This window comes from Lacrimispora sphenoides, assembly GCF_900105215.1.
GTDB classification, from domain to species: Bacteria; Bacillota; Clostridia; order Lachnospirales; family Lachnospiraceae; genus Lacrimispora; species Lacrimispora sphenoides_A.
The window spans coordinates 218,401-232,174 of the sequence record NZ_FOIP01000002.1 but is presented as its reverse complement, the minus strand read 5'-3'; the positions used below and the strand labels follow the sequence as shown (position 1 = coordinate 232,174).

The 13,774-nt window shown below is 42.7% G+C and carries 15 protein-coding genes; 2 read left to right on the top strand and 13 right to left on the bottom strand.

All coding sequences use genetic code 11. From position 1 onward, the window contains the following. Positions 1–47: 47 nt before the first annotated feature. The 8 genes from BMW45_RS17755 to BMW45_RS17720 all read right to left on the bottom strand — a co-directional run bounded on the left by BMW45_RS17755 (position 48) and on the right by BMW45_RS17720 (position 6,666). The gene (locus BMW45_RS17755) at positions 48–1,058 is read right to left on the bottom strand and encodes a serine hydrolase domain-containing protein (protein WP_092247096.1); all 1,011 of its coding nucleotides are present in this window, start codon (positions 1,056–1,058) and stop codon (positions 48–50) included. A gap of 4 nt (positions 1,059–1,062) precedes the next feature. After that, positions 1,063–1,974: an N-acetylmuramic acid 6-phosphate etherase gene (murQ, locus tag BMW45_RS17750; RefSeq protein ID WP_092247093.1), complete on the bottom strand. Its 912-nt coding sequence runs from the start codon at positions 1,972–1,974 to the stop codon at positions 1,063–1,065. Positions 1,975–1,983: 9 nt separating this feature from the next. Then, positions 1,984–2,838, bottom strand: coding sequence for a MurR/RpiR family transcriptional regulator (locus tag BMW45_RS17745; protein ID WP_092247090.1), 855 nt, complete (start codon positions 2,836–2,838; stop codon positions 1,984–1,986). A gap of 27 nt (positions 2,839–2,865) precedes the next feature. Beyond that, complete coding sequence (locus BMW45_RS17740) at positions 2,866–3,339, bottom strand: PTS sugar transporter subunit IIB (protein WP_092247087.1); 474 nt, start codon at positions 3,337–3,339, stop codon at positions 2,866–2,868. 23 nt (positions 3,340–3,362) lie between these two features. After that, positions 3,363–3,788 (bottom strand): PTS sugar transporter subunit IIA, encoded by a 426-nt coding sequence (locus tag BMW45_RS17735; protein WP_092247084.1) that lies wholly within the window; start codon positions 3,786–3,788, stop codon positions 3,363–3,365. Positions 3,789–3,824: 36 nt separating this feature from the next. Further along, positions 3,825–4,664, bottom strand: coding sequence for a PTS system mannose/fructose/sorbose family transporter subunit IID (locus BMW45_RS17730; protein ID WP_092247081.1), 840 nt, complete (start codon positions 4,662–4,664; stop codon positions 3,825–3,827). Then, on the bottom strand, positions 4,657–5,445 hold the full coding sequence (locus tag BMW45_RS17725; RefSeq protein ID WP_092247078.1) for a PTS mannose/fructose/sorbose/N-acetylgalactosamine transporter subunit IIC: 789 nt from the start codon (positions 5,443–5,445) through the stop codon (positions 4,657–4,659). Before BMW45_RS17725 ends, BMW45_RS17730 begins: the two co-directional genes overlap by 8 nt. Before the next feature lie 279 nt (positions 5,446–5,724). Next, a complete protein-coding gene (locus BMW45_RS17720) occupies positions 5,725–6,666 on the bottom strand; it encodes a helix-turn-helix transcriptional regulator (protein ID WP_092247075.1) in 942 nt (313 codons plus the stop codon). A gap of 97 nt (positions 6,667–6,763) precedes the next feature. Between BMW45_RS17720 and BMW45_RS17715 the strand changes: the two genes are divergently transcribed. Beyond that, complete coding sequence (locus BMW45_RS17715; RefSeq protein ID WP_092247072.1) at positions 6,764–7,186, top strand: pyridoxamine 5'-phosphate oxidase family protein; 423 nt, start codon at positions 6,764–6,766, stop codon at positions 7,184–7,186. A gap of 89 nt (positions 7,187–7,275) precedes the next feature. On the opposite strand, the gene BMW45_RS17710 is transcribed toward BMW45_RS17715, so the two are convergent. The 4 genes from BMW45_RS17710 to BMW45_RS17695 all read right to left on the bottom strand — a co-directional run bounded on the left by BMW45_RS17710 (position 7,276) and on the right by BMW45_RS17695 (position 12,598). After that, positions 7,276–8,742, bottom strand: a complete 1,467-nt coding sequence (locus tag BMW45_RS17710) for a glycoside hydrolase family 1 protein (RefSeq protein WP_092247069.1) — start codon at positions 8,740–8,742, stop codon at positions 7,276–7,278. A 63-nt stretch (positions 8,743–8,805) separates the two neighbouring features. Then, the gene (locus BMW45_RS17705; RefSeq protein ID WP_092247066.1) at positions 8,806–10,689 is read right to left on the bottom strand and encodes a beta-glucoside-specific PTS transporter subunit IIABC; all 1,884 of its coding nucleotides are present in this window, start codon (positions 10,687–10,689) and stop codon (positions 8,806–8,808) included. Between the two features lie 250 nt (positions 10,690–10,939). Further along, the gene (gene licT / locus BMW45_RS17700; RefSeq protein WP_092247063.1) at positions 10,940–11,782 is read right to left on the bottom strand and encodes a BglG family transcription antiterminator LicT; all 843 of its coding nucleotides are present in this window, start codon (positions 11,780–11,782) and stop codon (positions 10,940–10,942) included. A 264-nt stretch (positions 11,783–12,046) separates the two neighbouring features. Further along, positions 12,047–12,598, bottom strand: coding sequence for a YbhB/YbcL family Raf kinase inhibitor-like protein (locus BMW45_RS17695; RefSeq protein WP_242883153.1), 552 nt, complete (start codon positions 12,596–12,598; stop codon positions 12,047–12,049). A 13-nt stretch (positions 12,599–12,611) separates the two neighbouring features. Between BMW45_RS17695 and BMW45_RS17690 the strand changes: the two genes are divergently transcribed. Beyond that, positions 12,612–13,271, top strand: a complete 660-nt coding sequence (locus BMW45_RS17690; RefSeq protein WP_092247059.1) for a DUF3298 and DUF4163 domain-containing protein — start codon at positions 12,612–12,614, stop codon at positions 13,269–13,271. A 185-nt stretch (positions 13,272–13,456) separates the two neighbouring features. On the opposite strand, the gene BMW45_RS17685 is transcribed toward BMW45_RS17690, so the two are convergent. Continuing rightward, positions 13,457–13,768: a carboxymuconolactone decarboxylase family protein gene (locus tag BMW45_RS17685; protein WP_092247056.1), complete on the bottom strand. Its 312-nt coding sequence runs from the start codon at positions 13,766–13,768 to the stop codon at positions 13,457–13,459. Between the last annotated feature and the right edge of the window lie 6 nt (positions 13,769–13,774).

The window sequence follows — 13,774 nt, the reverse complement described above, 5'->3', positions numbered from 1 at the left end:
GTAATATAAGCGTATAAATTTACTCAAAGCGTACTGGCTCAATGAGTTTAATCGGAAATTTTTCGGATATAAATTCCATTCATTTTCTTTCTCATCCTCAGAAATTCCTCATTGTTCCGACTGGGATGGATCCTGTTCGTCAGCAGAACAAAACCTTTTCTGCCCTTCAAATCCATCAAAACAGAAGTTCCTGTAAAGCCGGTATGGTAAAGCGTATCCCTTCCATACTCCTTGCTCCAGCCCAAAGTACGTTCAAACTTTATAGTACTGCAAAGTTTTTCAAACATCTCTTCTCCGAACAAATGCCGGGAATGTTCCAGATAAGCCTTAACAAATTTCGCCACATCTTCCAATGTAGAAAACAAACCGGCACTGCCACATTGCCCCAGCAGATGAGCCTTCGAGTCATGGACTTCTCCACAGATACAGCCTCTTTGCTCCGTGCATTCTGTCGGGATGCAGCGCTCCCTGCTGCCCTGAACCAAATAGGAGGTTTCCGTCATTCCAAGAGGGCGGAAAATATGCTCCCGGAAGGTCTCCTCAAGAGTTGTTTTGTCCAGCTCTTCTATGATCTTTCCCAGTAGGATAAAGCCCACATCCGAATACAGGAAGCCTTCTCCGGCTTCTCTTTCCCTTGGTGTGGTATAGAGATATTCCAATAGATTTACCCGGCTCCAGCTTTCTTTGTCTCGGATCTCGGCAGGAAGCCCGCTTGAATGAAGCAGCAGGTGTTCTACCGTGACATCCTCATAGGAAAACCGACCCAGGATCTCTTTTACCGGAGTAGAAAGGCTTATTACCCCTTTTTCCACCAGCTGAAGAACCCGGGTGGTAGTCCCAATCACCTTAGTCAGTGAAGCAATGTCATAATACATACCTGCTTCCACCATCTGGTCACAATAGGGAACCACCGCACCCTGCTTTCCGGCGTACTTTAAGCGGATCCCCTGATCACTGACAAAGCCCCAACTGGCTCCACAGATCACCTGATCCTGAACAAGCTGCTCTGCCATTTCATCCAAAACCATCTCATTTTTATCATTCCAGGCTCTAATCATCTAACTAAACTCCATTTTTCATAGCTGCAATTGCTTTCCTCACCTGACCACCGGATTCTAAAAGGGCTTCCCTTGCCTGTTCTTTTCTGCAGCCACATTCGATCATCACAATGGCAGCGGCCACATCCTTATCTGCCTCATAAAACACTTTGAGAGCCAGCTCCTCTTTCGCACCAGTTAAGTCTACGATCATCTTAACCGCCCGCTTCACAAGCTTTTCATTGGTAGGCTGCACATGAACCATATAGTTCCGGTATACCTTTCCAAGCCTTATCATGGCTCCGGTGGAAAGCATATTAACTACCATTTTCTGAGCGGTTCCTGCCTTCATCCTGGTGGATCCGTTGATTACCTCTGGTCCCACTACCGGAGCAATGGATATATCCGCGATCTTTGCCATGGCGCTGTCCTGATTGCAGGTGACAGAAATGGTAAAGGCACCTGTTTGTTTTCCGAATTCCAGGGCCGCCTTTGTGTAAGGAGTCCTTCCACTGGCAGCAATGCCGATCACACAATCATCGGCCGTAAGCTTCACCCGTTTTAAGTCCTCCACTGCCAGTTCTTCTGAATCTTCTGCCCCCTCCACCGCTGTATACATGGCCTTATCACCGCCAGCAAGAAGGCCAAAGGCCCGGGTCGGGGATACGCTGTAAGTGGGAGTCAGTTCCACTGCATCCAGAGTGCCCATACGGCCGGACGATCCTGCACCGCAGTAAATGATCCGTCCGCCTTTTTTGAAACGCTCTACAATCCCATCCACTGCTTCCGCGATTTGGGGGAGCACCTTTTCTATGGCTTCAGCCACTTTTTTGTCTTCATTATTTATTAATGTAACGATTTCCAATGATTCCAACCTGTCAATGTTTAGGGTGGATTCATTGATTGATTCCGTTGTAAGCTTTTCTATATTGCACATAAAACTCCTCTATTTTTTTATTTTCAGCCCTGCTACCATCTTTCTGGTTTTGATCAGCTCCACCTCATAATGCTCTAAATTATCCTGGATCACTCCCATATACAGAAGATCCGCCATCATGATGGAGGTATGAAGAGAGGTAAATGCACCGATCCTCATGACCTTTTCGTTGTCCGGCACATGGAGGCATATATCTGCAAGATCCTGAAGGGGAGAATCTCTTCTGCGGGTGACCGCTATGATCGATGCTCCCTGTTTTTCTGCAATCCCGCAGGCATAAAGGACTTCCTGGGACTGCCCGCTGTAGGAAAATGCGATCACCACATCCCGTTTATCAATGTAGTTGAAAAACTCCACCATCATATTGATGTCCTGGTAAAAATTTGCATTGAGGTCGGCCCGCTTCAGTTTATGGAACAGATCATAAGCAGGCAACGAGGAACTTCCGATCCCCACCAGATAAATGCGTCGGGCTTTCTTAATTTTGTTGATAGCTTTTTTTAATGCATCTTTATTCAGCTGATAGAAAAAATCCTGAAATGCCGCACCCACCAGGGCATCCATTTTCCGGCACAGCGTATCTAAATCATCTTCTTTGGAAATAATGGGGTCTACCATATCTTCCTTATCATTTTGGGCATCAGTTGCAGCAAGTGCCAGCTTAAAACCTTCCAACCCATCAAAACCTAGTTTTTGAACATAACGGATCACAGAGGCGGAGGATACCCCGCTTTTTCCTGCAATATCCACTGCCGTCATCCCAAGACAGTTTTTGGTATCTGACAATACAAAATCTGAGAGTTTCTTCTCTGCCTTACTCATTTCATTGTATTGTTCTCTTATCTTTAACCGTACTGATTCCATTCCGCCTCCTCCTGCATCCGATTTGTTTTACAGCATGTTTAATATCGACTGGTCCGACTCATTGGGCAGCATCTGAGCCGTTACACTCACTCCCAGCTGTATCATTTCCCGGATATCCTTTTCATCGTCTTCCGTCAAATTCACTGACTTTTTAATGGGTCTGCTGCCTTCTCTTTTCGCCACATTTCCCACGTTAAAAGCTTTGATCGGAACATCAGAACGAATCAGCGTTGCCATATCCGTCACATTCTTTGTTATAAGAAATACCTTATCCTCTTCGTAGGCCTTTTCTGCAAATTTTTCAGCAGCCCGTTTTAAAGACAGGATGGAAAGCTTTACTCCTGCCGGTTTTGCCATCTTAAGGCCTGCAATGATTAGTTCATCCTTTACTGCTTCATCGTTAACCACAATGATCCGAGACGCTCCTACGGTATTTGTCCAAACCATAGCCACCTGACCGTGGATCAGTCTCTCATCTACTCTCGCATGCACAATTGCCATGGATCTTCCTCCTTATCTTTTCACTATTCTTCCAGTTCACATGCATCATCCGATGTATGAAAATACATCATATGCTGTTTTCCCATTTCCATGGAGGCATCCAAAAGCTCTCGGATATCCGAAATCATACCCCTGGACATGTAGGCATGAAGGACCAGAGGAAGATTGATGCCTCCGACTACCTCCATATTTTCATGGATACCGGACATTTTCAGTCTGGAAGCCATATTAAAGGGAGAGCCTCCCGTCAGATCCGCAAGCACTGCAACCGATTCACAGTCCTTAAGCCTCTGGATTGCTTCCTTTAACTTTTCTGTCAGAAGTTCCGTGGAATCCTCCGCTTTAAAATCAACAGCTTCATAATATTCCGTCTCTCCAGCCAGCAGCTTTAACCCGCTGGTTAAACCAGAGGCAAATTCACCATGACCAGTTACTATGATTCCAATCATACCACTATTTCCTTTCCTGTTTCAACTTCCATTTTTCTAAAATAAACCAGCCACATAGGTCAGCATGGATTGCAGATTACCAAGTATCATGCCTAAACCAATGAGAATAAAAATTAATTTTGTAGAGTTCACCTTTTTCTTTCCAAGTAACCAGTATGAAAATACTACGATACCAAGAGGAAGCAGGGAGGGCATGATTTTATCCAGCATATCCTGAAGTGCAAAGGTTACTTCTCCCATGGTAAACTGCAGATCCGTACGGTACTTGATTACAGAAGGGATCAATGCCCCTACCACAGTCAGACCAAGGATGCTGGCCGCCTCTGTAATAGGAGAAATTTTATCCGCAAACCCGGTTGCCATTTTTCGTCCTGACTGATAGCCAATGCAGGTAAATTTATACCTAATCCATAATACCCCGGCACATGCAATGAGAGGTATGATAAGTCCAACGGGATTCCCCTGCATAGCTATATAAGATGCAATGGAGAACACGATGGCCCGGTATATGGCGATGAACAACGTATCACCGACTCCTGCAAACGGTCCCATAAGTCCGGTCTTTAAACCAGTAATAGCCTCTTCCGCCTCAATTCCCAGTTCTTCCTCCAGTGCCATATCGGCACCGATGATCAGATGAGACATTGCCGGAGTGGTGTTAAAATATCCCAGGTGCATCTTCAGTGCGCGTTTCATCTTCTCGGGATCTTTTGAGTACAGCCGCTTTAAAACCGGCATGATGACATAGGCATATCCAAGTCCCTGCATCTTTTCATAATTCCATCCAAACTGTAAAGTAAACAAATTGCGCAGATATACTTTATTGATGTCGCTTTTTTCCAATTTCACGCTTCCTGTCTGGTTTTTGTCAGCCATCGATTTCTACCTCCTCATCATCCAAAGTCTGTACTGCCACCCGTTCTCTAACTCTTGTAAGATGAAGAGCAGCCAGTGCCAAGCCGATCAATGCGGCCGCCATAACGGTAAAAGTAGCGCCTCCAAAGGCAATCAGCACGAATCCGATGATAAAATATGGATAGTATTTTTTAATGGGCAGATAGCGCATAAGTATTGCCATACCCATTGCAGGAAGAATGGCGCCTGCAGTTTTAAGTCCTGTCATAAACCAGGCCGGGATAATGGCATTAACTCCAGTTACCACTGCCTCTCCAAAAATCAGTCCCAATGCGACCGGAATAACTCTGGAAAGGACCCAGGGCAGCAATCCCAGTAAATTTGCCCGCTCCACTCCTTTATAATCCGCCTTTTCCGCGCAGCGATCTGCGTAATGCTGTAAGAATGAGTTGGTCATCCTACCCAGAATATCCATCTGAGTCAACAGCAATCCGATGGGAATAGCAAGACCGATTCCGTATTCTGCTCCCTGTCCGGAAATAATTGCATAAGCGGTACCCATAATCGCTCCTGACAAATAATCCGGAACCGTAGCACCTCCATAAGTAGCAACTCCCAATGTCATAAGCTGCAATGTCGCACCAACTACCAGACCTGTTGGCAAATCCCCCAATAATGCCCCGGTAATCACAGCCGCAAACAACGGGGTATACAATCCGCATTGAATGGAAATCTGATCAACCACAGCAATCACGGTATACAGAATCAATCCAATAATAACCAGCAAAGAAACTCCCTGCATGTTTTACCTCCTTTTCCTGCCTCATGCCTTCACTCCATAGGCAATGTGTATGGTTTTTTATAGTATAAGCGCTTATATTTAGTATTATAGCATGTATGTAATCATTTTACAATATATCAAATAAATTAGTTTTAAATGTAATTATATTACATTATTCGATAAAGTAATTTGTTATTTAAAGAAATAAAAGGGCTTATTTAAGTGTACACCACCATATAAGAAGTCAAAAACAAGGTATCGACCGTCTCGCCCGATACCTTGTTTTACTTTGTTTAACCGTCATATTGAAATAAAATGATTTTTTATTGTATCTATCCGATCAATAATTAGGTTTTTCAAGCTGGCTGGACTGATCGAGATAATCCTTTCACCGTAAATCGTGAAATAATCGGCGATAAACGGTTCTTCTCCTTTGTTATAAAAACCTCTTACATAATATTTCCCATTTTCCTGATACAGCTCCATTGATGGATAATGCTCTTTATAGAATATATCCACGCCTTTGGCCGTAACACCAACCTCAAAGTCAATGGAATCATGATCCCGAAACATTTCTTCTGGGGAAATAAGTAATTCAGAAAGCGTCTTTGCTGTATATTTATCGCTAGGCTGTACAAAATGAATTTTATCGCAGCGGAATACTTGCGGCTTTTTCGTTTGGAAATTGTACGCCGTTGCATACCACTGTCCATAGGCAGAGGTAATATCAAAGAACTGAACATAATACTGCTTCTCCAGTTCTCCCTTTGTATAGAGAACTTCACACGGGTTTTCATCAACCGCCATTTGCAGAATATCTTGCAAGCGGTTACATTCATTCTTGCTTTTATAACTGCCTAAGCTAAAAATCAATTCCATTTTTCGTAGTTTTTTTATTCGTTCTTCTGATATACACCCTTCAAATTTTTGCTTTAGCTTTTGGACGTTCAAGTGAAAAGGCGTCGATTGATAAGCGTTAAGCGTCTGCATGGCAAAATACAACGCATTGACCTCGTCAATCGTAAAAACAATTGGGGATAATAACCGATTGGGAAGTATACCATAATATCCGTTCCGCCCAGACTTAGAGTAAATCGGCATGCCGATTTCTTCTAAGGACTGAATATCCCGAAGTGCTGTACTTTTGGAAATAGAATATCTATCCATTATGCTTTTAAGACTGAAAAACTTTTTATCGTTTAAGTAAATCATCATATCATTCAGCCGTTCTGATTTTTTCATGGATTTTTCCTCTTTCTGATTAAATGGTTTCACAAAATGAAACCATTATACATTATACTGCAAACATAGCAATAAATAAAGCAAAGGAGAATTAATTATGAACGCAAAACAAGAATTCACCCGAATGATCAACACTCAAACCGAAATTGCTTTGGCTACTTGTACTGATGGCCACCCCAGTGTGAGGATAGTAAATTTCTGCTTTGACGAAGCCGCCAAAGTGTTGCTCTTCACCACTTTTGGAGATAATGAGAAAGTAAAGGAATTGGAAGGCAATAATAAGGTAGCATTTACAACCATTCCCCACGTAGGCAATGAGCATATTAAAGCGAAAGGCATGGCTAAAAAAAGCAACAGAACGATATTTGACGTAGCGGAACTTTTTATAAAAAAAATCCCAGGCTACGGAGATATGATAGAACAAGCTGGAGATTACTTAGTTCTCTATGAAATTTCCTTTGAATCAGCCGATGTCACCTTAGATTTTGAGAACAAGGAAACATATGATTTAGCTGATTGATCATGAGCATAAATATATAGAAAGAATGGCACAGCCTTTGCGCTGTGCCATTCTTTCTATTTTATGATAGCCTGATACTCTCCTTGATCTTACAATTCTTCACCGTTGGTTTCTATCACTTTTTTATACCAGTGGAAGGAATCCTTTCTGGATCTGTTTAACGTACCATTTCCTTCATCATCCTGATCCACATAGATGAAGCCATAGCGTTTCGTCATTTCCGATGTTCCGCAGCTGATTAAATCAATGCAGCCCCACGTCGTATAGCCCATTAAATCCACGCCGTCGGTTACTGCCTCCTTCATCTGCTTTACGTGCTCACGGATATAGTCTATCCGGTAATCATCATGAATGCTTCCATCTGCCTCCATCTTGTCCCTGGCTCCCAGTCCATTTTCAACCAGGAACAGTGGCTTTTTATAACGGTCGTACATTTTGTTCAGTGTAATACGAAGCCCGATAGGGTCAATGGGCCACCCCCACTCTGTCAGCTTTAAATAAGGATTCTTGATCGGGCTGTCCAGTTTTCCAGCCAGTTCATTTGCATCCGGCCTGTCCTCTGTAACGTGGGTCATGTAATAGCTGAATGCGATGAAATCTACCGTGTAATCCCTGATGATCTGAAAATCTTCCGGTTCAGTTTCCAGTTTTATGTTCTTTTCTTTGAAATACCGTGACATGTAGGAAGGATATTCTCCTCTTGCCTGTACCTCCGGATAAAAGAGGTTGATCTGGTCAGCCTTTAATGCCTGCAACTGATCCTCCGGCTTGCAGGTCTTTGCATAGGACTCAATCCGGTTGATCATACAGCCGATTTTCGCATCAGGCATGATTTCTCTTCCCGCCTTTACTGCCAGGGAACTGGCCACAAACTGGTAATGAGATGCCTGGTAAGCCGCCTCTTCTAAGTGATCCACTCTGTCAGGAAAACTTCCAGCCCCGGTGTACAGGCTGTTTAAGTTCATATTCATTTCGTTAAATGTGATCCAGTATTTCACGTCATTCTTGTATCGTTTGAAACATGCGGCTGCAAACCGGACGAAACAATCAATCAACTCCCGGCTCTGCCAGCCGTTATACTTTTCTGACAGAGTGATGGGCATTTCATAATGGGACAATGTAATAAGGGGCTCTATGTGATACTTTTTCAGCTCGGCAATCACCTTATCGTAAAATGCAAATCCAGCTTCATTTGGCTCGGTTTCCAAACCCGTTGGAAAAATTCTCACCCAGGAAATGGAGAAACGGAACACCTTAAATCCCATTTCCGCAAACAGTGCAATATCCTCCGCATAACGATGGTAGAAATCGATTCCCCAGCGCTTGGGAAATTTATATTTATCCTCATGGCCCCGGTACTCTTCCAGTTCCTTTGAGGTAACATTGAAAGTAAAATTGTTTACTTCTCCTGTTGCATAGGGATCTTTATAGGCTGCATAATCCGATGTGGACATTCCTTTTCCATCTTCTTTATAGGCTCCCTCGATCTGATTGGCAGCGGTTGCCCCGCCCCATAAAAAACCTTCTGGAAATCCGTAGTTTACTTCCTGTTTCATAATTATTCTCCTTTTTTGAATCGTATTTGAATTGATAGGAACTGCTTGTCTTATATTGGAATGTTACTGGAATGCGATCAGGACCTCACTGGTTCCCGCCTGTGCCATATCCATAGGGATATCCAGTACATTCACATATTCATCTGAATTTGTTACAATTATGGGAGTGATGGGATTTAAATGGTTCTCCCTGATGAAATCTAAATCCACCTTCATCAAAGGCTCTCCCTTCTCTACCCACTGATCTTCTTTTACGAGGACTTCAAAGCCCTTTCCCTGGAGATTCACCGTATCTATCCCGATATGGATCACTACGTTTACCCCTCGGTCAGAGATCAGACCGATGGCATGCTTTGTAGGTGCTATCATTTTTACCTGTCCTTGAAAGGGTGCTTTCACTATCCCTTCATCCGGTATGATTGCGATCCCTTTGCCAAGGATGCATTCCGCAAACATCTTATCAGGAACCTGATCTAGACCTACCGCTTTTCCAGTCATGGGAGCAGCAACCGGTATTTTTACCATCTGCCCTTCATAATCCTGGGAGATTTTATCAACCTCTTTCTCCTTCCCCTCTACCTTTTCCTTTCCTTCCATAGGAAGCAGCAGCGTTATGATAAAAGCAGTGAGAAATGAAGCAGCAACACCGATACACGCCCAGATAAAGTTGTTTAACTCCCCTTCTTTCAAATAAGTAGGCAAAGCGGTAATTCCCGGAATGCTGAACGCATAAGCCTTAACATGAAAGATTCCGTAAATAGCTCCTCCCACAGCTCCACCTGTCAATGCGGCATAGAAGGGCTTTTTATATTTTAAGTTCACCCCATATATTGCAGGTTCCGTAATGCCAAACAATGCGGATAGCGCACTGGAAAATGCAATGGATTTCATCTTTTTATCTTTTATTTTAAAAGCAGCTCCAAGTACAGCACCACACTGTCCCATATTACTTACAATACTCATGGGAAGCAGTAAGATATCGTAGCCAACACCGCCCAGCCCATCAAAGGTAGACGGGAAAAACGCATAATGCATGCCGGTTATTACGATGACCGACATAAGCCCTCCCATCAGTAAGCCGGCCACTGGACCCGCTACTCCAAATAAGGCGATGAAAAAGGCTGCCACATATTTGCCTACATAACTTCCCAGTGGTGCGATGAATACAAGAACCACAGGGGCTGTTATCAGAAGGGAAGCCACTGGCGTCACGATCAGTTTTAAAAAGCTCGGTATAAAGCGGTCTATAAATTTGTATACGATGCTCAGTAACAGGACACCCAAAATAATTGGGATCACCGTGGAATTGTAATCCATTACGGGAATATTCAGAAAAAGGAATTTCACCGTACTGATCCCCTGCCCGCTTAAATTCACAAATGCAGGATACATGATGATTCCGGCAAGAGTCGCAGACAGATGTTCATTCACTCCGAATTTCTTTCCCGCTGAAAAAGCAACCAGAAATGGAAGGAAGTAATAGGTGGCATTGGAGATCATGTCTAATACAAAATAATTATTTGATTCCGGATTCAGCACTTTAAGAAATATCAGCAGGGCCAGGATCCCTTTTATAATTCCGGCTCCTGTTATCGCAGGTAAAATGGGATTGAAAATACCTGAGATTACACCGAACAGAACGTTGATCGGATTTTCCCTTTTTTTATCCTTCTTCGTCTTTTCTTCCGAAGTAACAATAAGATCTCCCAGCTCTTTCTTTACCCCTTCAAATACCTTTAATACTTCATTACCGATGATCACCTGAAATTGATCCCCCTGAAATTGGGCTCCTAAAACACCGTTTAAAGCCTGTATGGCCTTCACATCTGCTTTTTCCCTGTCTTTTAAGTGAAAACGCAGCCTGGTAATGCAGTTCCAGGCCTGGGTAATATTATCCTTTCCACCACAATAGAGGATGATTTCCTGAGCTAACTTTAAATGTTCCATACACAAAGTCTCCTTTTCGTTTTATTTTTGGTAGTCACTCGGATATTCACAATCCGCTTTGCTACCTGCTCATAACCTCATAGCTGCTAAGGCAGCTTGTCAGAAGGGACTTGAACCACTTCTGGCACAAGTAAGTCCTATCCACCACTTATGCCTTCCCGGTATTGAAATGGGAGACTTACTTTATGAGGTTAAAATAAACCCCAGTTCGCAGACAATGCCTAATTGAATAGTAACACTCTTGTTTTAATTACTTGTTTGTAACATTTGTTATTCTTTCGATGTGAAGCAGTAAATAAATGATTTCATCCTTGGAAACATCCCAGGCATAAGCATCATAAAGATATTTTGCAATCTTAACGGCGCATTGATAACTTTTTTTATAACGGATTTTTACCGTTTCCAATAAATCTTCGTCATTTAGTCCTATGGTGTCCTTCATATGCGTTTCCTGCCGTATGATAAAATACCTCAGATGCACGATAAACCTGGAGTAGTATAAAGAATTTTCATCCAATATCAATTGAAAATGGTAGCTGACAATATCCAGGATCCGGCTGATGATCTCTGTAATCTTTAAGGTATCACTCATATCCTGACTTTCAAATTGTGCATTTACAAAATGAAGGGCTATAAAGGATGCCTCCTGCGGCGGCAGTTTAACCTTAAGACGTTCCTCAATTAATTTCACCCCCTTTCCTCCGATTTCATATTCCCTTGGATATAGGTGGGGGACTTCCCATTGCAGCGGATTGTCCACATTCTGATTTTTCTTCGCCCGCTCAATAGCAAAATACAGATGATCGGCAAGTATGATTAAGATAGAGGCATGAAGCTGTTTTTCCAATATCCTGGAGCCATACTGTATGATTTCTTCCGTTACGGAAACGATGTCTTCCGACAGGTTCTGAACCATGGAGGCCAGCCGTTTATTGCTGCCGTTGATAAAAAACTTACTGACAGAAGATTCTGGAACCATATCTCCCCTCTTCCGGTTGAAACCGATCCCGGTTCCAAACAGCACAACTTCGTTATGATTCTCGTCGTAGGCAAGAACGATATTATTATTCAGTGATTTAACAAACTCGAACATAAAACACCTCCTTTCTCTTTAAAATTAAACTGTTTTAAGTAACAATTATAAAAATAGGACAAAAAAAATCACCAAACACCAATATCCACTATTATGCGGACATTTGCATTTGATGATGCCTGATCGAGTCAGTAACACTCACTATTAACTTGTCTTCAATATAGCATTATTCCGTCATATTGTCAAGAGAATGATTCTAAGGTTTAAATGAACCCGACAAAACGTTATTAGGCAAATGATTGGACCTGCAGTATTATTGCAGTTTTACCGAAATCTTCCTACTAAACAGCCCTCCTGTAAAATATGCCCTTGCATAGCAGCCAATAAATCCCGCTTTCTGGATTTGTCTGGCAGATCCAACATGCAATCCAATGCATATACATTGAACTGATAGAGATGAGACCAGTTGAACGGCGGTTTTGGCCCGCGGTATCTGTTTCTTCCGTATCCATGTCCCTGAGTTGCCCCATTAAGTTCTGCAATATGGGATCCATGAGGGATGTTTTGGGGGATTGTCTCCATGACGGGAATATTCCAAATAACCCAATGATTATATGCGGGAATTGGGTGTCCCATATCATCCATTATGATAGCCAGGGACTTGGCGTTTTCATTTATGGATGACAGATGCAGCTCTGGTGAAATATCCTCTCCGCGCCCTGTATATTGAATCGGTATAACTGCTTCGTTCTCAAAAGCCGGACTGGTTACTATTAGTTGGTTTTTCATATTATCATCCTTTTCTAAGTGAAACTCAGTGAATCCACTAAGCTCATAATTAAATCCATTTATCCATATATTATACAAACCTTCCATTTATGAGGCTCCCATGCAGATAATCTCTAAAAAAACGCTGACGGATATCATGCGATACAACGGAATCACTGTGTTTACCTATGCGATTCATTATCCCCAGTTTACCACCTCATGCAGTTCCGACGCAGCGCAGAGTATTAATAAATTCTATGAATTCCGGTCGAGACAGTCTGAAGTCTACTGCCGAACCGTGCTGTATCCTCAGGCCGTAGATCAGGCAAGGTACGTACAAAAAAATCAGTTTCCCTTTAACAGCTATCAATTTTTATCGGTTTTTCAGACCACATACAATAAGAACTGCATCACCAGCCTTTATACCGACCAATATACGTATCTGGGAGGAGCCCATGGAAATACAACCCGGGATTCCCAAACATGGGATTTTAATACCGGCAAGCAGCTGAGCCTCGAGGATTTTTTCCCTAACAATCCCCAATTTACGGAATATATTTTTAAAGGAATACAACAGCAGATAGAAGAACAGATGAAAACAGGCTCCTCGCAGTATTTTGATGACTATGCATCTCTTCTGCGGGGTAACTTTAACATCAATGGATTCTTTATTAAGCCATCGGGGATTGTCATCTACTATCAGCAGTATGATATCGCTCCATATGTAAGAGGAATCCCGGAATTTCTCTTTCCTTTTCAAGAAGGCTCTCCCAATGCCTGACTTTTTAAGCCAATGATATACACAGTGTACATCTTCACAAAGTGTTCACAATTCTATCAAAGTTTTATCATATTTCCCCGGTATATTAATAATTGCAAAGGGCAAAACCTTTTAAATTAAACTTTTTTTCATACAAGCCGGCAGGATCCCCCCATCTTGCCGGCTCCCTCCATATCTGGCCGTATTTACGCTTCCTCATCATATGCTTCCAAAGCTATGGGCAAGGACTTAACTATTGTATTCCCAACAGCGGGTAATCCCACCAGAATACTGCTAATAATTTCTTCTCTTGTTGCTCCTGTGGATTTTGCCATCTTAACATGGAACGGCAGACCGCTTTCAAGACCAACGGCAGCCATCACCGCAAGATAGGCAAGTTCTTTCGTCTTTTTATCCAGTGCGCTTGCACCGTCCACTTTTTGTACCATTTCCATCCAAGCCTCTTGTACCTCAGGTGCTTCTTTTGCAAATGCCTGAAACGCTGGGCTAACCTTCATATCATC